Annotated in this window: 18 protein-coding genes and 1 pseudogene; 7 read left to right on the top strand and 12 right to left on the bottom strand. The window is 71.4% G+C overall.

The window, feature by feature from the left end; genetic code table 11:
• Nucleotides 1–109 precede the first annotated feature (109 nt).
• The 10 genes from KPL59_RS09735 to KPL59_RS09690 form a co-directional block, all read right to left on the bottom strand.
• Nucleotides 110–616, bottom strand: a complete 507-nt coding sequence (locus KPL59_RS09735) for a hypothetical protein (protein WP_051050033.1) — start codon at nt 614–616, stop codon at nt 110–112.
• A gap of 312 nt (nt 617–928) precedes the next feature.
• Entirely contained in the window at nt 929–1,513 is a 585-nt protein-coding gene (locus tag KPL59_RS09730; RefSeq protein WP_020622275.1) for a GNAT family N-acetyltransferase, read from the bottom strand.
• 4 nt (nt 1,514–1,517) lie between these two features.
• A complete protein-coding gene (locus tag KPL59_RS09725) occupies nt 1,518–3,296 on the bottom strand; it encodes an acetyl/propionyl/methylcrotonyl-CoA carboxylase subunit alpha (protein ID WP_226360615.1) in 1,779 nt (592 codons plus the stop codon).
• 115 nt (nt 3,297–3,411) lie between these two features.
• Nucleotides 3,412–3,846, bottom strand: coding sequence for a hypothetical protein (locus KPL59_RS09720; RefSeq protein WP_226353442.1), 435 nt, complete (start codon nt 3,844–3,846; stop codon nt 3,412–3,414).
• The gene (locus KPL59_RS09715; protein ID WP_226360614.1) at nt 3,843–4,736 is read right to left on the bottom strand and encodes a DUF692 family multinuclear iron-containing protein; all 894 of its coding nucleotides are present in this window, start codon (nt 4,734–4,736) and stop codon (nt 3,843–3,845) included. Before KPL59_RS09715 ends, KPL59_RS09720 begins: the two co-directional genes overlap by 4 nt.
• A gap of 90 nt (nt 4,737–4,826) precedes the next feature.
• A complete protein-coding gene (locus KPL59_RS09710; RefSeq protein WP_305080540.1) occupies nt 4,827–5,768 on the bottom strand; it encodes a TIGR04222 domain-containing membrane protein in 942 nt (313 codons plus the stop codon).
• A 168-nt stretch (nt 5,769–5,936) separates the two neighbouring features.
• Nucleotides 5,937–6,401: a SufE family protein gene (locus KPL59_RS09705; protein ID WP_020622450.1), complete on the bottom strand. Its 465-nt coding sequence runs from the start codon at nt 6,399–6,401 to the stop codon at nt 5,937–5,939.
• The gene (locus tag KPL59_RS09700; protein WP_226360613.1) at nt 6,398–7,288 is read right to left on the bottom strand and encodes a sulfurtransferase; all 891 of its coding nucleotides are present in this window, start codon (nt 7,286–7,288) and stop codon (nt 6,398–6,400) included. Before KPL59_RS09700 ends, KPL59_RS09705 begins: the two co-directional genes overlap by 4 nt.
• A gap of 40 nt (nt 7,289–7,328) precedes the next feature.
• On the bottom strand, nt 7,329–7,946 hold the full coding sequence (locus KPL59_RS09695; protein ID WP_226353438.1) for a nucleoside triphosphate pyrophosphatase: 618 nt from the start codon (nt 7,944–7,946) through the stop codon (nt 7,329–7,331).
• An 11-nt stretch (nt 7,947–7,957) separates the two neighbouring features.
• A complete protein-coding gene (locus KPL59_RS09690; protein ID WP_226360612.1) occupies nt 7,958–9,772 on the bottom strand; it encodes a helix-turn-helix domain-containing protein in 1,815 nt (604 codons plus the stop codon).
• 137 nt (nt 9,773–9,909) lie between these two features.
• Between KPL59_RS09690 and KPL59_RS09685 the strand changes: the two genes are divergently transcribed.
• The 3 genes from KPL59_RS09685 (at nt 9,910) to KPL59_RS09675 (ending at nt 12,559) form a co-directional block, all read left to right on the top strand.
• Entirely contained in the window at nt 9,910–10,722 is an 813-nt protein-coding gene (locus KPL59_RS09685) for an N-acyl homoserine lactonase family protein (RefSeq protein WP_226360611.1), read from the top strand.
• Entirely contained in the window at nt 10,722–12,017 is a 1,296-nt protein-coding gene (locus tag KPL59_RS09680; RefSeq protein ID WP_226360610.1) for a hydroxyacid-oxoacid transhydrogenase, read from the top strand. The genes KPL59_RS09685 and KPL59_RS09680 overlap by 1 nt, the downstream gene beginning before the upstream one ends.
• A 62-nt stretch (nt 12,018–12,079) precedes the next feature.
• On the top strand, nt 12,080–12,559 hold the full coding sequence (locus KPL59_RS09675) for a zinc ribbon domain-containing protein (RefSeq protein ID WP_226360609.1): 480 nt from the start codon (nt 12,080–12,082) through the stop codon (nt 12,557–12,559).
• A gap of 100 nt (nt 12,560–12,659) precedes the next feature.
• Here the strand turns inward: KPL59_RS09675 and KPL59_RS09670 are convergent, their stop codons facing one another.
• Nucleotides 12,660–13,325 (bottom strand): response regulator transcription factor, encoded by a 666-nt coding sequence (locus KPL59_RS09670; RefSeq protein ID WP_226360608.1) that lies wholly within the window; start codon nt 13,323–13,325, stop codon nt 12,660–12,662.
• Nucleotides 13,300–13,677, bottom strand: a complete 378-nt coding sequence (locus KPL59_RS09665; RefSeq protein ID WP_226360607.1) for a hypothetical protein — start codon at nt 13,675–13,677, stop codon at nt 13,300–13,302. Before KPL59_RS09665 ends, KPL59_RS09670 begins: the two co-directional genes overlap by 26 nt.
• 587 nt (nt 13,678–14,264) lie before the next feature.
• Between KPL59_RS09665 and KPL59_RS35575 the strand changes: the two are divergent.
• From KPL59_RS35575 to KPL59_RS09650, 4 genes and pseudogenes are all read left to right on the top strand, one after another.
• Nucleotides 14,265–14,711: pseudogene (locus tag KPL59_RS35575) on the top strand (transposase family protein); the annotation flags it as partial.
• Nucleotides 14,603–15,028 carry a transposase family protein gene (locus KPL59_RS36830; RefSeq protein WP_308187863.1) on the top strand — a complete coding sequence of 142 codons (426 nt, stop codon included), beginning with the start codon at nt 14,603–14,605 and terminating at the stop codon, nt 15,026–15,028. The pseudogene KPL59_RS35575 and the gene KPL59_RS36830, both read left to right, overlap by 109 nt.
• 1,452 nt (nt 15,029–16,480) lie before the next feature.
• On the top strand, nt 16,481–16,663 hold the full coding sequence (locus KPL59_RS09655) for a hypothetical protein (protein ID WP_226360606.1): 183 nt from the start codon (nt 16,481–16,483) through the stop codon (nt 16,661–16,663).
• A gap of 990 nt (nt 16,664–17,653) precedes the next feature.
• Nucleotides 17,654–17,884: a hypothetical protein gene (locus tag KPL59_RS09650; RefSeq protein ID WP_226360605.1), complete on the top strand. Its 231-nt coding sequence runs from the start codon at nt 17,654–17,656 to the stop codon at nt 17,882–17,884.
• Nucleotides 17,885–18,366 lie beyond the last annotated feature (482 nt).

Raw genomic sequence — 18,366 nt, 5'->3', positions numbered from 1 at the left:
GTCGCCGCGGGGATTCGGCGGGGACCGGTCGCGATCGCGAAGCCCGCACACGACGACACCCCCGTCCGCGGCCGGTGGGTACCGGTGCGGACGGGGGTGTGCGTCGCGGTCAGGCCGCCGTCACCTCGGCCGGGGCCGGGACCTCGACCGGAGCGCACCCGCGGAGCGGGCACGGCGGTGGGGCCCAGGGCCGTGGTGTCCCGTCGTGGGCGGGAACGGTCCCCGCGAACGGCCACCGGCCTGCGAAACGCTGCAGGTACCAGTAGACGAACAGGTGGTCCGGGTCCTCCGGGGCGGTGACGAACAACGCGCGTCCGCCCAGGTCGGTGACCCAGGCGGCGTACTCGTTCGAGACCTGGCCCGGTGGGCGCGAGGCCCGCCGGGTGAGGAGCCAGTCCTCCGCCCGGGTGCGCCAGGTCGCCAGCGCGGTCGGGTGCAGGGTGGCCCCCGGGAGCTCCCGGAGGTTGGCGGTGAAGGTGCCGATCAGGACCCCGCCCGCGCCGTACGCGGAGGAGGTCAGGGTGAGCAGGGAGTGCGGGCCCGGGATCGGGCCGTCGGTGTGGACGTGCGTCGTGACGTGGAACGTCGGCGACGCGGGGTCGAACTCTGGGGGCATGACGGATCCTGTGACGTCTCGGTCGAACTGGGACGGCTCACGGCGCGGCAGGGCCTGCGTGGTGAGCGGATCCGCGGCGCGGTACTCCGCGTGGCGGTAGTTCCGGGCCCCGTGGATCGGGCACACGGGTCGGCTGTGGAGTTGTCGTGGGTACTGCTCGGTGCATGCCGCGGGCGCCGGACGGCGTGCGCGACACACCGAGGACGCTAGAACGGCCGGGCGTGCCGGTCAACGGGCCGTGACCCGCTCGGCACCGCCCGTCGCCACGGCCCCGTCGCCACGGACCGCGGAGGGTGAGCGTGCCGGACCGCCTCAGCCCTCGTCCGCCAGCCGCCCCAGCACGACGACGTCGACTCGCTCGCCGTCGACGGTCCACGCCTCCCGCAGCCGGCCCTCCGGCACGAACCCCAGCGCCGCGGCGACGGCGGCGGAGGCCCGGTTCGGCTCGGCGTGGCACCAGGTGACGCGGTGCAGTCCGAGCCCGCCGAAGGCGAAGCGCACGACAGCCCCGGCCGCGGTGCGGGCCAGGCCGCGTCCGCGGGCGGCGGGCAGCGTCCAGCAGCGCAGCTCCGCGGTGCCGTGGGCCAGGTCGAGGTGCTCCAGGGTGATCTCGCCGAGCATCTCCCCGGTCGTCGGCTCGGCGACGGCCCAGGCGCAGCGGGTGCCGCGGGCCCAGCCGTCGATCCGGTCGGCGACGTGCGCGGTCACCTGTGCGTCGAAGTCCGGGGCCGCGGGGTCGGGCCGGTTGCGCCAGCGCCGGATCTCCGGGTCCCGGCAGGACGCGGCGACGGCCGGGCGGTCGTCCACCCGGCCGTCGTGCCGCAGCCCGCGCAGGTACCAGGCCCCGGCGTTGATCTCGACCGGGTCGAGCACCGGGTCGAGCACCGGGACGGGCACCGCGTCAGTCCTTGATCTCGCAGATCACGGTGCCCTGGGTGACCGAGGAGCCCTGCTCCGCGTCCAGGCCGGTCACGGTGCCGGCCTTCGTCGCGGTGACCGGGTTCTCCATCTTCATCGCCTCGAGGACGACGATCAGGTCCCCCACCTCGACGGTGTCGCCCTCGGAGACCGCGACCTTGATGATCGTGCCCTGCATCGGCGCGGTGACGGCGTCGCCCGAGGCCTTCGCCCCGCCGCCGCCCTTGCCGCCGCGCTTGCGCGGGGCCGCCTTGGCCGGGCTACCGCCGTTGCCGCCTCCGCCGAGGGCGAGGTCGCCGGGCAGCGAGACCTCCAGGCGTCGCCCGCCGACCTCGACGACGACGGTCTGCCGCTCGCCGGAGGTGTCCTCGGCACCCGCACCGCCCTCGAACGGCGGAACGGTGTTGTTCCACTCGGTCTCGATCCAGCGGGTGTGCACGGTGAAGTCCTCGAGGGTCTCGGCGGCGTAGGCCGGGTCCTCGACGACGAGACGGTGGAACTCGAGCACGGTCGCCATGCCCTCGACCTTGAACTCGGCGAGCGCGCGCCGGGCCCGCTGCAGCGCCTGCTGCCGGTCGCTGCCCCACACGATCAGCTTCGCCAGCAGCGAGTCGAACTGGCCGCCGATGACCGAGCCGTCCTCGACGCCCGCGTCCATCCGCACGCCCGGCCCGGCCGGGTACCAGATCCGCTCGACGGTGCCCGGCGCCGGCAGGAAGTTCCGCCCGGCGTCCTCGCCGTTGATGCGGAACTCGATGGCGTGCCCGCGCGGCTCAGGGTCGCCGTCAAAGTCCAGCTCCTGGCCCTCGGCGATCCGGAACATCTGGCGGACCAGGTCGATCCCGGTGGTCTCCTCCGAGACCGGGTGTTCGACCTGCAGCCGGGTGTTCACCTCCAGGAAGGTGATCATGCCGTCCTGGCCGATGAGGAACTCGACGGTGCCGGCGCCGTAGTAGCCGGCCTCCTTGCAGATCGCCTTCGAGGCCTCGTACAGGGTCGTGCGCTGCTCGTCGGTCAGGAACGGCGCGGGCGCCTCCTCGGCCAGCTTCTGGAAGCGGCGCTGCAGCGAGCAGTCACGCGTCCCGACGACGACCACGTTGCCGTGCTGGTCGGCCAGCACCTGGGTCTCGACGTGGCGCGGCTTGTCCAGGTAGCGCTCGACGAAGCACTCGCCGCGGCCGAACGCGGCGGTGGCCTCGCGGACCGCGGACTCGTACAGCTCGGCGATCTCGGAGCGCTCGCGGGCGACCTTCATGCCGCGCCCGCCACCACCGAAGGCGGCCTTGATCGCGACCGGCAGGCCGTGCTCGTCGGCGAAGGCGATGACCTCGTCCGCGTCCTTGACCGGGTCCTTGGTGCCGGGCACCAGCGGGGCGCCGGCCTTCAGGGCGATGTGCCGCGCGGTCACCTTGTCGCCGAGGTCGCGGATCGAGTGCGGCGACGGGCCGATCCAGGTGAGGCCGGCGTCGATCACGGCCTGGGCGAAGTCGGCGTTCTCCGACAGGAAGCCGTAGCCGGGGTGGATCGCGTCGGCGCCGGACTGCTTCGCGGCCCCGATGACCTTCTCGATGTCGAGGTAGGACTCGGCGGCGGTGGAGCCGCCCAGCGCGAAGGCCTCGTCGGCGAGACGCACGAACATCGCGTCCCGGTCCGGGTCGGCGTAGACGGCGACGCTCTCCAGTCCCGCGTCCTTCGCTGCTCGGACCACGCGTACGGCGATCTCTCCCCGGTTGGCGACGAGCACTTTGCGCAGTGCGGGCACGGTCGAACTCCTCCGGTCACGGCGCCGGCCCGATGCTCCGGCGCAGGGTTACCGGGGAGTGTAGGAGCCGAGGGCCGGGAAATTACCGGTGGGGAATGTGGTGATGGCAACGCCCTCACCCGTCCGAGCCCCGCGACCCCGGTCGTGATCGGTCCAGGCGTGACCGGTGCCACCACCGTGCGACCCGGCTGCGGGGCCGCGGGGTGGTCCGGCCGTCGTAGTGCAGCGCCGCCTCGCGCGCGGCCAGCTCACGTCGGGCGCCCGCACCGAGCCGACCTGCGGCCGCCAGCTCGCGGGCCAGGTCCCAGCCCTCCCGCTGGGCGCCGTAGGGGGCGACACCGTCGAAGCGGGCGGCGAACCGGGCCTGCCAGTCCGCCCCGGCGTCGACGGCGAGCAGCGGCCACGCCGCGGCGACGAGCCCGGCCCGCTTGCGCAGCAGGGCGGCCCGGGCCGCGGCCAGCCGCGCCTCGTCGAACCCGGCCGGGTTCGCCCCGCCCGCGACGAGCGCCGCCACCAGCTCGGCCTGCCGTTGCGCGAGGTCCCCGCTCACGTCGTGCCCGTCCCGTCCGCGGCGGGCGCGGTCACCGGCCCGGCCCCGTGGCGGGAGTCCTCACCCGTCCGGCACGGCGACGCGTGCCCGGCCGCGGCCGCCACTGCGTCCAGCTCCGCGCGCAGTTCCGCGGCGGGCGGGTAGCGGCCGTCGCGCTCCAGCATCACCGGCGGTGGCACCGGCAGCTGCGCCACGGTGTGGGTCAGCAGCGCCAGCACCGCGTCCGGGACGGGGTCGGTGTGGGTGTCGTGCGGCAGCCCCGTCGCGTCGGCGGCGTGCCCGGCGACGTGGCAGTAGGCCACCGCCCCCGGCGGCAGCCCGGCGAGCAGCGCGTCGACGTCGGCCCGCGGGTCGCGGCCCCGGTTGCGGGCGTTGACGTAGGTGTTCGCGACATCGAGCAGCAGCGGCGCCCCGGTCCTGTCGTGCAGCCGGTGCAGGAACTCCGCCTCGTCGAACTCGTCGTCGGGCCAGTCGAACAGCGCCGCGATCGGCTCCAGCGCCAGCGGGACGTCCAGTTCCGGCCGGGTCGCCGCCACGTTCGCGACGAGCACGTCGAGCGCCTCCCGGCTGCGGGGGAGCGGCAGCAGGTGCCCGGCCTCGACCCCGCCCGCCCGGGTGAACGCGATGTGCTCGCTGACCAGTGCCGCACCCGTCGCGGCGGCGCAGGCCGCGAGGTGGGCGACCCGCCCCGGGTCGACGCCCTCGGGGGAGCCGGGCGACAGCCGCACCCCGTGCACGACGACCGGCCTGCGCAGCAGCGACGCCGGGACCGCGTCGGGGTGCAGCGACTCGGCGACGACCTCGTGGAAGGCGAGGCCGTCGACGTCGTCGAGGACGGCCGCGATGCCGCTGCGCCAGCCGACCCCGGTTCCGCCCGGGACACCCGTCATCCGGTCACCTCCGCCGTACGAGCCGTCCCCGCAGCTTCACACCCCCCACGGTGCAGCTGCGGGGACGGCAGATCCGGTTCCCCCGCGGGCTCAGCCGCCCCCGCCGCAGCTGCTCCCGCCGCCTCCGCCGCAGCTGCTCCCGCCACCGCTGTCGCTGCCGGACCAGCCGACGGCGCCCCCGCCGTCGGAGGAGCCGCCCCCGGTCGCGGCGGGCGCCCCGCCGAGCGTGCCGAGCTTCTGCGCGGCGAGCTCCTCGGCGAAGGCAGGCTCGGCGGCCAGCATCGCGCCCACTCCGAACGCCCCGACCGACAGCGCGGCCGCGGCGGGCCCGACGGCCGTCCAGTCCGGGCGCATCGACGGCGACAGCGCGTCGTGGCGGGACCGCACGGCGGCGAGCGCGGCGTCCCCGGCCCGGGTCCGGGCGGGCACCTGCGTCGCGAGGACCACCGCGAACACCGCGGTGGCGGCCACGAGCACCAGCAGGAACCCGACCGGGCGCCCGCCGCCCAGCCCGGCGGCGATCCGGACCGCACCGACGAGGGCGAGCGCCCCGACCGGCCAGGCGGTCGCCCGATAGCGGGCCCGGTCGGCAGGGGACAGCAGCAGCCCCGCGGTCTCCAGCCGCTGGGCGGCCCGGGTCAGCTCGGTGCGGACCGGCTCGTGGGTGCCCAGCATCCGGCCCCGGGTCAGGCGCTGCGCGCAGCGGTGGATCGCGCGCTGCAGCGCCGACGCGCCGTGCCCGGGGACCCGGCCCGCCCGTACCTGGCCCGTGGTGCGGCCGGAGGTGACCAGGCTGCCGTCGACGTGCATGGCCGACAGGGCCGCGTACACGGCCAGCTCGGGCCCGCCGTTGAGGTACGCGACGTCCTCGGGTCTGCTGTCGAGGGTGCCGGCGCCGCGCGGATCCCCCTGCGCGATCGCCCGCCGCCGGCGCAGCACGATCCCGGACACCAGGACCAGCGCGACGACGTAGAGGACCAGGAAGGTCTGGCCCGGGATGCCCCAGGTGTCCCCGGTGAGGTTCGTGCCCATCTCCACCACCCCCTGCGGTGAGCGACACTTCGTCGTTCGAAGCAGTGTGCGCCCGCTCACCCCTGGAGAGTGACCGATTTGAGGTGGACTTGAGGAAGGTCCGCGCACGGGGACAGCCGGGGTCACCGACGGTGACCCCGGCTGTCGCTGGAGTGAACTCGTGGGGCCTCAGCCGGTGGCGGCCCGCACCTGGTTCTTGATGCGCGCCAGCATCGCGGCGATGCCACGCAGCCGCAGCGGGCTGACGGCCTCGGCGAGGCCGAGGTCGGTGTAGAAGTCGTCCGGGACGGCCAGGACCGTCGCGGCGGGCTGCCCGTCGAGCCCGGTCACCATGATCGAGGCGAACCCGCGGGTGGTCGGCGCCTCCTTCGGCGCGGAGAAGAACAGGTGGACCGGCCGCTCGCTGGGCGGGTCGCCCGGGGTGCCCGCCACCTCGACCGCGAGGAACAGCGGCGACTGGCACTCGTGGACCTGCTCCATGGTGTCCGCGGTGTCGGCGTAGCGCTCGGGCAGGTCCGGCAGCTCCTGGGACAGCTCCAGCAGCAGCTGGAGACGGTCCTTCGGGCCGACCGCGGCGAAGTCCTCGACCAGCTCGGCCAGGTCGGGGGGCAGTGTGCCGGGATCGCCGCTCACGCGGACCCGCGCTCCTGTCCCTGCACGATCGGCACGCGCACGGCGTTGCCCCACTCGGTCCAGCTGCCGTCGTAGTTGCGGACCCGGTCGAAGCCCAGCAGGTGGGTCAGCACGAACCAGGTGTGGCTGGAACGCTCGCCGATCCGGCAGTAGGCGACGACGTCGTCGGTGGCCGACAGCCCCTGCTCCTGCTCGTAGATGGCCGACAGCTCGGCACGGCTGCGGAACGAGCCGTCCTCGGCGGCGGCGCGGGCCCACGGGACGCTCGCGGCGCCCGGGATGTGCCCACCGCGGACCGCGCCCTCCTGCGGGTAGTCCGGCATGTGCAGCTTCTCGCCGGTGTGCTCCTGCGGGGACCGCACGTCGACCAGCGGCTTGCCCAGGTGGGCGAGGACGTCGTCCTTGAAGGCGCGGATGCCGGAGTCGTCACGCTCGACGACCGGGTAGTCGGCCCGGGCCGGGGTGGGCTTGTCGGTGACCATCTCGCGGCCCTCGGCGACCCACTTGGACCGGCCGCCGTCGAGCAGTCGCACGTCGGCGTGGCCGAACAGGGAGAACACCCACAGCGCGTAGGCGGCCCACCAGTTGTTCCGGTCGCCGTAGACGACGATCGTGGTGTCCCGGCCGATGCCGCGCTCGGACATGATCTCGGCGAAGCGGGTGCCGTCGACGTAGTCCCGGGTGACCGGGTCGTTGAGCTCGGTGTGCCAGTCGACCTTCACCGCGCCGGGGATGTGCCCGGTGTCGTAGAGCAGGACGTCCTCGTCCGACTCCACGACCACCAGCCCGGGGTCGTCCAGATGCTCCGCCAGCCAGGCGGTGGTGACCAGGCGCTCGGGGTGGGCGTACTCGGCGAGCTTCGGGTCGGGGTCGTGTCCGACAGTCATGGCCGCAGGGTAACCACGTGCCCCGACACCCACACACCGGTCAGCCGCGCGGCGCCCAGAGGTCGACGACCGACACCCCGACCGCGCCCAGCAGGCGGCGCAGCAGCGGCAGGCTGATCCCGATCACGTTGGACGGGTCGCCGTCGATGCCCTCGACGAACCAGCCGCCCAGCCCGTCGAGGGTGAACGCACCCGCGACCGCCAGCGGCTCGCCGGTGGCGAGGTAGGCCTCCAGCTCGGCGTCGGTCGGCTCGGCGAAGCGCACCCCGGTGCCGGCGTGACCCTCGGCCTCCTGGGCGACCGCGCCGTCGGCCAGGCGCAGCACCGCGTGCCCGGTCAGCAGCTCCCCGGTGCGCCCGGCCATGGCCTTCCACCGCCGCCGCGCCGTCTCCGGGTCGTGCGGCTTGCCGACCAGCTCGCCGCCGACGAGCAGCATCGAGTCGCAGCCCACGACCACGCAGTCACCGGTCAGCCGCTCGGCGACGGCGGCGGCCTTGGCCGCGGCCAGCAGCGTCACCACGGCCGCGGGGTCGGCGTCGGGGTGCGCGGCGAGCAGGGCGTCCTCGTCGACGTCGGAGACCTCCACGGCGGGGTCGGCCCCGGCGGCGCGCAGGACCGACAGGCGGGCGGGGGAGGCGGAGGCCAGAACCAGACGCACGCCGGCAGACGCTACCGGCCCGCCGTCGCGGCGCCGTGGTCCGTCGCCGGGTCGGCGCTGCGGTCCGGCCCGGCGACCCGGTGCAGGCGCAGCGCCAGGTGCAGGTGGAACCGCCCCTCCGGGGTGCGCCAGTCCGGGCCCAGCAGGTCGTCGACGCGGTCGAGGCGCTGGCGCACGGTGTTCGGGTGCACCGACAGCGCGTCGGCGGCCGGGGCGAGCAGCTCGCCCGCGGCGAACCAGTGCCACAGCGTGTCGGCCAGCCGGGTCCGCCGGCGCCGGTCGTAGTCGAGGACGGGGCCGAGGTGGCGCCCGACGATCTCCCGCGACGTGGTGCCGGTCCGGTCCCGGATCACCGCGCCGACCGCGCCGAGCGAGGCGAAGTCCGCGTGCCCGGTGGTGCGGCCCAGGGCGCGGGCCGCGGCGGCGACGTCGGCGGCCTCGGTGTGCGCCCGGCGCAGGTCCGACGGCCCGCCCGAGAGGCTGTGCGCGGCGCCGACGAGCACCGGAGTCCCGGCCGCAGCGAGCCCGTCGGCGACGAGTGCGGCCGCCCCGGTCCCCGCGCAGCCGGGACCGGTCGTCCCGGCGGAGGCGATCACGCACACGTGCCCGTCGTGCACCGACACCAGCCAGCGGCCCGCCCCGTCCAGGCCCCGGACCGCCCGCGCCGCGGTCACCGCACCGGCCGGGTCGACGTCGACGACCAGCACCGTCGCCGGGACGTCGGGGGAGATGCCGTACTGCGCGAGCCGGCTCCCCAGCGTCGGCCGCGGCGGCACCCGGCTGTCGACGAGCTCCTCGACCAGTGTGGTCTGGGCGGCCTCGTCGGCCTCGGCCAGCGCCCGCTCGACCAGCAGCGCGACCGTCATGAACGCCGAGGCGTGCGCCAGCCGGGCGACGGCGTCGTCGTCGGCGCCCTCCATGACCAGCGTCGCCAGGTGCTCGCCCGCGGTGGTGATCGCGAGCAGCGCGTAGGTCCCACCGCCGGGCAGGTGCGCGATCGCGACGCCGCCGGCCTGCTGGGAGGTGCGGACCGCCGCCCGCAGCCGCCACCCGGCCAGCTCCTCGGGGGTGAGCAGCCGCCGCCCCGTGCGCAACGCTCCGGACGGGTCGTGCAGGGAGAGCGGGTGCCCGACCGACTCGGCGAGCACCGCGAACACCCCGGCCGCCTCGGCGGTGGAGCCGGCCATCGCCCCCATCAGGCGTTCGTCGAGGTGCAGGAGGTGCTCCAGGCGCAGCCGGGCGCCGGGGGCCGAGCCGTCGTCGCGGGTGGTGCGCAGGCGGCGGATCTCCTCGCCGCGCCGGGTCTGCTCGAGTGCGACGGCGGCCTGCACGGCCATGTGCTCCAGCGCCGCCTCCGCGGCCGGGCCGAGGACCCGGGGCGCGCGGTGGGCCACCAGCAGCGCCCCGACCACCCGGCCGCCCAGGCGCATGGGGGCGCCCGCGATGGCCCGCACACCCTCGCCGCGCACGATCGTGTCGATCCCGGACAGGTGGTTGAGCGCCCGGTCGGCCAGGTAGTCCGCGGTCGCGACGGTGCCCGCGCCGGCCGCCGCGCGACCGAGCACCCCGGTGCCGAACGGCATCCGGATCGCGCGGTACTCCGGGGTGCGGACGCCGTCGGTCAGCTCGATGTAGGTCGTACCGGAGTGCAGGTCGTTGAGGCTGAAGTAGGCCATGTCCGCGCCGAGCAGCGCCCGGGTGCGGCGCAGGACGGCGCCGAGCATGACGTCCCGGTCGCCGACGTTCGCGAGGTCCACGGCCGTCTGCCCGACGGCCTGCAGGATCGCGTCCTGGCTGGGCTCGGGGAACGGCGGAGCCGGCTTCATGCGCCCGACCCTATGTCTGTCCGCGCCATGTCCTGCGATCAAGACAGGCGCATACGACCATGGACGCCCGACCCCGGCTTCCCGAGACTGGCCCGGCGACGAACTGCCAGAACCCTCCATCGACGAAGGGACTCCTCATGGCCACGGCGAACAAGCTCAGTGTCATCCCCTGCGGGGCGATGCACACCAATCTCCCGTTCCTGCTCCTCAAGCCCGGTGTCAGCATCAAGCCACGGTCCGAGAAGGACTCCCCGATCGACTGGGTGGAGGTGCCGACGCACTGTGTCCTCGTCGAGACCGACGAGGGCAAGCTCCTGTGGGACACCAGCTGCCCGTCGGACTGGGAGACGCGCTGGGCGCCGACCGGTCTGCAGGAGTTCTTCCCCTACGACCAGGTCGCCGACGACGAGTACCTGGACAAGCAGCTGCACAAGATGGGCGTCGGACTCGACGAGATCGACTACGTGGTGCTCTCGCACCTGCACTTCGACCACGCGGGCAACGCCCAGATGTTCAAGAACACCAACGCGAAGATGATCTGCTCGGACAAGGAGAAGGAGTTCGCGCTCGGCTTCGAGGGCCCGTTCAACGGCGCCCACCTCAAGGCCGACTACGAGGGCATCGACTGGGAGATCGTCTCCGGCGACGTCGAGCTGCTCCCCGGCGTCAGCATGATCCAGACCCCCGGGCACACCCCGGGGTGCATGTCGATGCGCGTCGACCTCCCCGACACCGGCACGATGATCTTCACCTCGGACGCGGTCTACATGGGCGAGAGCTACGGCCCGCCGGCCGCCCCCGCGGCGATCGTGAACAACCTGGAGGACTGGTTCTCCTCGGTGGAGAAGCTGCGCGGCATCCAGGAACGGACGAACGCGCAGATGGTGTTCGGCCACGACGCCGAGCAGATCCACCAGCTGCGCAAGGCGCCCGAGGGGTCGTACACCTGATGACGTTCGAGGTTCCGGAGTTCACCGAGGAGACGATCTTCACCTGGGGCGCGCCGCCGCTGAAGTTCGGCGCGGGCGCGATCGACGAGGTCGGCTTCGAGCTGTCGGCCTACGACGTGTCGCGGGTCCTGATCGTGACCGACCCGGGCGTGAACGCGCTCGGCGCCCCGCAGCGGCTGGCCGACAACCTGGCCCGCTACGGCATCGAGTCCGAGATCTTCGACGGCGTGCACGTCGAGCCGACCGACGACTCGATGAACAAGGCGACCGAGTACGCCCGCGCGCAGGGCCCGTGGGACGGCTTCGTCGCCGTCGGGGGCGGGTCGGCGATCGACACCGCCAAGGCCATCAACCTGCTGACCAGCCACCCCGGCGAGCTGATGGACTACATCAACAAGCCGATCGGCAACGCCAAGGTGCCGCCGGGGCAGCTCAAGCCGCTGATCGCCGTCCCGACGACGGCGGGCACCGGCTCGGAGTCCACCGCGATGTGCGTGCTGGACATCCTGTCGATGAAGGTCAAGACCGGGATCAGCCACTGGCGGCTGCGGCCGACCCTGGCCGTCATCGACCCGCTGCTGACGATGACGCTGCCGCCGCAGGTCACCGCGGCCGCCGGGATGGACATCACCTGCCACGCGCTGGAGAGCTACACGGCGCGGTACTACACGACCTTCGACCGGAAGAAGCCCGAGGAGCGGGTCACCTACTGCGGCTCCAACCCGGTCTCGGACCTGTGGTGCGAGAAGGCGATGTCGTTGCTGGCGAAGTCGTTCCGGGCGGCGGTGCAGCGCGGCGCCGAGGACGTCGAGGCCCGTTCGGACATGATGATGGCCGCGACGTTCGCGGGCATGGGCTTCGGCAACTCCGGGGTGCACATCCCGCACGCCAACGCCTACCCCATCGCGGGCATGGTCAAGGACTACCGGCCGCAGGGCTACCCGCAGGACGAGGCGATGGTGCCGCACGGGGAGTCGGTGTCGCTGACGGCGCCGGAGGCCTTCCGGTTCTCCTTCGACTCTGCGCCGGAGCGGCACCTGAAGGCGGCGGAGCTGATGGACCCGCGGGCGGACAGGGTGAACGACCCGCGGGAGCAGCTGCCCGGGGTGCTGACCCGGCTGATGCGCGACATCGGCATCCCGAACGGCATCGGCGGCGTCGGGTACACCGAGGCCGACGTCCCGGACCTGGTCCCCGGCACGATGAAGCAGCAGCGGCTGCTCGCGACCTGCCCGCGGACCCCGACCGAGGACGACATCGCCGACATCCTCACGAAGTCCGTCCAGAACTGGTGACCCCCGTCCGCCGGCGGTCCCCGCGCGGGGCCGCCGGCGGACGCCGATCCGAAGGCGGCACGATGCCGATCTACGTCTTCCGGTGCGGGTGCGGAGCCCGCTTCGAGCACCTCGCGTCCATGTCGGACCCCCACACCCCGCCGTGCCCGGTCTGCGGCGACGGCGCGACGAGCAAGGTCCCGGCCGGGTTCGCGCTCGGCGGCCAGGCCAGCCCCGGCCTGTCCAAGGACGAGATGCCCCAGACCTGGCGCGGGGTCTACAACGGCAACTCCGAGTACATCGACTCGATGCGCCGGACCTGGGACCAGCGGCGACGGCTGGAGGAGAAGTACCCGGAGATCGCCGGGGACCAGCGGCCGATCCTGGCGCACGAGGGCAAGTACCACGACGTCCCGCTGCGGGCCGGCGACATCCAGCTGGGTGGCACCGCCCCGATGCCCGGCGCGGGCGTGGCCGCCAAACAGGGCCACGGCCACGGCCACGGCCACGGACATGGCCACGGCCACACCCCCGCACCCCCCACCACGGGCACCTCCGACTGACCCCGACCCCCGTCGGCATCCACACCCCCTGGCCGGCACCCACACCCGTTGCAACGGGTGTGGCTACCGGCCAGGGGGTGTGGACACGGGGGTGTCCGGGTCAGCGGCCGGTCAGGCCGTGGCGGTAGGCGTAGCCGACGGCCTGGGCGCGGTCGCGCAGCCCGGTCTTGGCGAACAGGTGGTTGACGTGGGTCTTCACCGTCGCCTCGCCGACCACGAGCCGCCTCGCGATCTCGGTGTTGGACAGCCCGTCGGCGATCAGCCCGAGCACCTCGACCTCGCGCGGGGTGAGCCCGTCGGGCGGGTCGACCGGTGCCGGCGGGGCGGTCGTCGCGCGGGCGGCGACCAGCCGGGACAGCACGCCGGCGTCGACGGTGGACACGCCGTCGGCGGCCGAGCGCAGGGCCCGGCCGATGGCCTCGGCGTCGGCGTCCTTGGACAGCCAGCCCGAGGCGCCCGCGGCGATCGCGTCGACCACGGCGTCGTCGTCGACGTAGGTGGTGAGCACGACGACGGCGGTGCCCGGGTGCTCGTCGCGGACCCGGCGGGTCGCGGAGACGCCGTCGCCCGCGGGCATCCGCAGGTCGGTGAGCAGCACGTCCGGGGCCAGCTCGGCGACCCGGGCGAGGGCCTCCGGACCCGCACCACCAGGATCAAGCAGCTCCGGATGAGCCGCAGGGCCCCGGCAAAGTCGTGATGGGTGGGTGCTGAGCTGCGGTGACGCGCGGGGCGTCAACAGGTCAGAAGGTTCGGGACCACCGGCCATCGAGGACTCGCTTGAGGTCACGGCGACTGACAGCGACGAGGACGTTGTGCCCACGGGGTCGACCGGTCGGATAGCCAGCCATGAGCGCGGCGGCGATGAGCTGCCCGTTGCTGACGTAGGTACCGATCGCTCTCTCGGCGATGTGCTTGAGGCTGTAGCTGCACTCGGTCAGGGTCTTGATCGGCGACAGGTTGGTGACCAGCCAGTCGTAGACGGTGTCGATCTCGGCTCGGTGGCTGAGTAGCTCTTCACGCAGGCGGCGGAGCTCGGCGGCGCGATCAGTCGGGGTCTTAGTCCAGCCTTTATAAACCCCGTAGCCGTGCTCGCCGAGCGTCGGGTCCTCGGCGAGCACCTGGTCGAGGGTCAGGACGCGAGGACGGGCCGCGGAATAGAGCGCACCGGCCGCGAGCTCGCGGGAGCAGGAGGCTTATTCAGGGCCGCCTGGCGGGCTACCTCGCTGCGGTCCCGACCTGGAGAAACACCGCACTTCATGATCACCCTGAATAAGCCTCCAGGCATCGGCCTTGCTGCGGTTCGAGACCACCAAGGACAGCTTCTTATTCATTGTTGACGCCCTCTCCACCGTCGGGGACTCCAATCACAGACCTGTCGCGCGACCGAACCGCCTACTGTCGTTTTGTCGATAACAGTATCGACCCCTAGAAAGAGATTGCCAGATCTCCAGACACAGGTCGAGGCCATCCCCCGGAAGGCGGAATCGAATACCCACTATCCGGGCCAAACAACGCCGCACCGAGCATCTCATCATCTCTCTCACCAGGCACGCCGTCAAGAGAGTCCAGCTCCATCTGCGCCCAGTGAGGCTTATTCAGGCCCCGTGAAATAACGATCTAGCCCGGCGTGTCGGGTTGGGCGACAGCCCGTCCATCGCGAATATTGGTTTGCCGAATCAATCCGAGATGAACGGGCTGCCGCAGTATGTACTATACCACTGGTTTCCGGCGTGATGAAATTCAGGATCTTGTCGCTATAGTGTATGAGCAGGATCAGCGGGACGCGACGGAGGCATGTTTGTCTTGGCCGCCGGTTCTGGGGTTGTTCTGGTCGGTGGTGATCACGTTGGCGTATCTGCGCGGGAATCGTGTGCAGTGGGAGTTGGCGGAAACCTATGGGGTGTCGCAGTCGACGGTTAGTCGAGCGATCGCGGGGGTGACACCGTTGCTGGCACAGGCGCTGCGGAGTGTCGTTCCGACGGCAGAGGAGCTTCGTGCCGATCGGCAGTACATCATCGATGGAACCTTGCTGCCCTGCTGGTCATGGGCCGCGGTGCCGGGTCTGTGGTCGGGCAAGCATCGCACCACCGGCGTCGTCGTCCAGGTCGCAGCCACCCTGGAAGGGCAGCTGTCGTGGATCTCCGACCCGACCCCAGGCTCCCGACACGACCTATATTGCCTCGACCAATCCGGCGCCCTCGACCACCTCGCCACATACCCCCGATCGGCGATAAAGGATACATCGGGCGCGGCATGCTCACCCCGTTCAAAAAACCACCCGGCCGGGAACTTCTCGACTGGCAAAAAACATTCAACAAGAGCCTCAACCACACACGCGCCACCATCGAACGAGTCATCGCCCATATCAAAACGTGGAAAGTTCTCCACACAGACTACCGGCGGCCCTACGCCACATTTAAAACGACAATCTCGGCAGTCATCGGACTCATCTTCTACACACTTACCTGACGGAGCCTGAATAAGCCTCACTGTCTCTGTTGAACGCCACTCTCCTCCTCGGGCGACACCGATGAGCGCGTCAGGGAGGAGTGGATCTCTGCCTTCCGGCGGTGCTGCGCCAGTGATCCGGTGCATCCCAGGGGTTTTCGGATCGCAGACTGATCCTTCATGTCGGATCGGGTCGCCGAGCCCCAGTCGCAGGTCAGACATGCAGCCTGGGTAGGCCCCGTGTTTGTCCACTCCGATGATCCAGCGAGCCGATCGTTCCTGCTCTGTCAATGGGCGAGCCCAGAGCAATTCTCTTTCGCTATTGGTGACTTCTCTCGGTGGATGCCAGGACGGCGGTGTCAGCTCAGCAGCCCCAGTCCTCTTGTGTAGCATCCCCAGCAGCCCCATGGCTGTTGCTGCTGGGCCTGCCCGGAAGCGCATCCCGATCGCGGCTTCATACTCCGCCAGGGCTGCGGCTAGCTCACGCCCCGTCTGTGGGTCAGCCCACGATCCTGTTCCTGTCATCCACTCCGGGATCGCCACTTCCAGCTGGTCCGGCTCACCCCGGCCGTCAACGCTCCAGCCGTCCACCCCTTCCGGTCGTGTCTCCGGGTCGAGCCCGAGGCTCTCCAGGGCACTGGTGTGAATCCACAGAGCTTCGCAGTTCAGCTTCCGCGCGAAAGACACAGCTGCCCGCAGGGAAGAAGGACGGTCCCCATCCCATGGCTCAGTCGGCCCGGCCCGCCGATCAGCAACGATCGTGAAGCCTTCACCGCACAAGACCCCATACAGGTGAAGTCCCCGGCGGTCGCTGCGCCCTGAACGGCGACGGTCAGCAGACGGTGACGGTGCAGGAGTGTCCGAGGCCCTGGGAACCGGCGATCCGGAGGCTGTTCCAGGCGCAGCAGGAGTAGTCGAAGCCCCCCGGGGTCCCGCTTCGGCAACCTCATGGGTCACCGGTAGCGGGTCCGGGGTCGTTACGTCATCGTCCTCTCGTGGCGTGCAGTGTGCGTGCCGCGGAGTTCCGCATGGGGCACGCACCACCGTCGCTGCGCCGCATAGAACACACGGCAAAACCTCAGTGGCAACCGTGACCTGCCCGCAGACTGGCCCTGGGCCCTTACACGTGTCGCAGTCAGCACCCATCAGGGGCAGTTCCTCCGCGGCCGGGGCAGGTTCGTGGCGAGACGACACCCCAGCAGGGGAAGGCTGCTCTACATCCTCAGTAGCGGGCATCTCGATGACTCCGGAATCGCTGACCCCTGGCTGCGGGATGCAACGGATGGTCACCTGACGACGGGAAGCGCTGCGGCCTTCGCCTCTTACTACCTCGATACCGGCTGCACGCAGCGGACCCAGCACCCCATACAGACGCTTGCTGAACGCCGCGGCCGTCGCAGGCCAGTACCGGGACCGGAAAGCCCCGGGCGTCAACACTGCATGCAGGTCAGAAGGACGTCCTTCCCAAGCCCCTTGACCTGCCTTGACCCGGTCGGCCATAAATACCGTCACCGCGGCAGCCACTTCGTCTTCGTCAGCAATATCGCCCGCCTGATCGTTCAGCAGACGGGCATAGGCACCGAACCGATCCGCCGACGGAAGACCAGCATCAACGTCAAGAACGTCAAGCGCCTTACACGCCTGGGCGAACCCTGACAACCGCGGCAGGTCCAGCGGCATCGACCGCACCCGCGGCAGGACCCTCAGCACCCCAGATACCCGGTCCAGCACAGCACCCAGCAGCCGAGGGAGAGCCTCCTCCCGAGCCTCTCGGTGAGCATCTTCGCCGATACGGCCGCCACGGAACCTGTTCAGTCTGATCGGCAGCATTCGGGTGACCAGGTCCGCAGCCTGCGCGCCCAAGTCCACCGAGGTCAGAGTGACGCACTGCTGCCCCCCGAACGACGTGACCCCTCGGTTCGTATGGAGCGTGCGGAACGAGATCTCCCCTCCAGTCACCGCCATGCATAACGCATCGGACTGCCACTCCGTCAGCCCACGCAAGTTATCCAGTACCGGGCTGTAGGACTGGCTCACGCGGACTGCCCAGTCACGGATGTCCTTCGGCTGAGACACCACCGGCGCCGGATCAATGAGCGACGCCAGGGTCACGGCAGCCGTGGTCTTCCCCGCACCCGCCTCACCCGACAACGACAGGATCGGGTGAGAGACATCAGCGAAGTAACGGAACACCAGCTCCGCCTCAGCCAGACCCCGGTCAGCAGGGTCAACATGAACCAGCGACCACAGCTCGGACACATCTCCGCCCCGGACCGGGACCGGGAGAGCCTCCGTCTCAGTAGTTCGCCAGAACAGCACCGGCGACACCGAGCGGACCTCCCACCCTGCGGAAGTGATCACGACGGCCCGACCGGTCTCATCGCCCAGATCAAGCACCAGGCCGTCATCGTACCGAGCGACACGGCGGTGCAAGCGCACCCGGGGACCCCGCTCAGCGATCCCCTGCAAGATCAATAAGCAGTCAATGAGGGCGTAATGACCAGCGACCCGCCCGGACTGCTCGTAGTACAGCGCCGCCAGTTCGGCCGAGAACAAGGGAGAGCCCTCTCGGAGCAGACGCGCGATCCGAGGGCCTTCACGGGGGATCAGATACGACTCGCCCCCCTCAGAGCAGATCGGCTCCCAATGCTCCAACGCCAGCTTCAGCAACGCCTGCGCGGCGGAGAGCTTCCGCTTCTTCTCCGCACCAAGGCCGAAGCCGTGATCCTGCCGCTTCTCGTCCAATTCCGCTACGCGGGCCGAAGCAACACCGCTCAACTCGACCTCCTCCTCGACTCCTCCACCGCCGGAGACAGCCAGCTCAGGCTCGACAGGCAGCTTCAGCAGCACCGCCGGGACCTCTTCGAACTCTTCTAGCCCTAGACCTGCGTCGAGATGATCTGAAGCGTCACCGTGCTCTTCATTCAACGGCGTGCGAACGAGCCGCAACACCACTCCCGCGCGCCGTAGAGAAGTCGCCACCTGAGCAGCATGCCGGTAACCAGGCTCATCTCGGTCAGCGACCACAGTGACCGTTGCCCCCGCCAGGACCTGGGCGTACTCATCGCGCCACGAAGCACCTCCGTCCGGGGGTGTGGTCGCCACCTCCCCCGGCGGAAGTACCGCGCCGAGCTGGTCAGCGTTCTTACAACCTTCCACCAGCCAGATCCGGGCACCCGCCGCAACCGCCGCCTTCACCGCCGACAGCCGATACAACGACACCCCTCCCGGGGGCTTCCCCGAGACCCAGCCACCACCAGCACCACTCCGGTGCTGCCACATGAAGCCCTTGCGTTCACCCGACGAGACATCGACCGGATCGAACCGAATCAGCCGAGCAACAACCCGTCCTGACTCAT

The organism is Pseudonocardia sp. ICBG1142 (assembly GCF_020496255.1).
In the GTDB taxonomy this organism is placed as follows: domain Bacteria; phylum Actinomycetota; class Actinomycetes; order Mycobacteriales; family Pseudonocardiaceae; genus Pseudonocardia.
Note: the sequence above shows the minus strand (reverse complement) of the source record. Positions and strands in the feature narration are given on the sequence as shown.

Excerpts from the sequence above, each read along its gene's own strand:
- KPL59_RS09735 (WP_051050033.1), bottom strand. The coding sequence starts at position 616 with ATGCCCCCAGAGTTCGACCCCGCGTCGCCGACGTTCCACGTCACGACG.
- KPL59_RS09715 (WP_226360614.1), bottom strand. The coding sequence starts at position 4,736 with ATGACGGGTGTCCCGGGCGGAACCGGGGTCGGCTGGCGCAGCGGCATC.
- KPL59_RS09710 (WP_305080540.1), bottom strand. The coding sequence starts at position 5,768 with ATGGGCACGAACCTCACCGGGGACACCTGGGGCATCCCGGGCCAGACC.
- KPL59_RS09700 (WP_226360613.1), bottom strand. The coding sequence starts at position 7,288 with ATGACTGTCGGACACGACCCCGACCCGAAGCTCGCCGAGTACGCCCAC.
- KPL59_RS09690 (WP_226360612.1), bottom strand. The coding sequence starts at position 9,772 with ATGAAGCCGGCTCCGCCGTTCCCCGAGCCCAGCCAGGACGCGATCCTG.
- KPL59_RS09685 (WP_226360611.1), top strand. The coding sequence starts at position 9,910 with ATGGCCACGGCGAACAAGCTCAGTGTCATCCCCTGCGGGGCGATGCAC.
- KPL59_RS09680 (WP_226360610.1), top strand. The coding sequence starts at position 10,722 with ATGACGTTCGAGGTTCCGGAGTTCACCGAGGAGACGATCTTCACCTGG.
- KPL59_RS09675 (WP_226360609.1), top strand. The coding sequence starts at position 12,080 with ATGCCGATCTACGTCTTCCGGTGCGGGTGCGGAGCCCGCTTCGAGCAC.
- KPL59_RS09670 (WP_226360608.1), bottom strand. The coding sequence starts at position 13,325 with ATGGCCGGTGGTCCCGAACCTTCTGACCTGTTGACGCCCCGCGCGTCA.
- KPL59_RS36830 (WP_308187863.1), top strand. The coding sequence starts at position 14,603 with ATGGGCCGCGGTGCCGGGTCTGTGGTCGGGCAAGCATCGCACCACCGG.
- KPL59_RS09650 (WP_226360605.1), top strand. The coding sequence starts at position 17,654 with ATGCTCCAACGCCAGCTTCAGCAACGCCTGCGCGGCGGAGAGCTTCCG.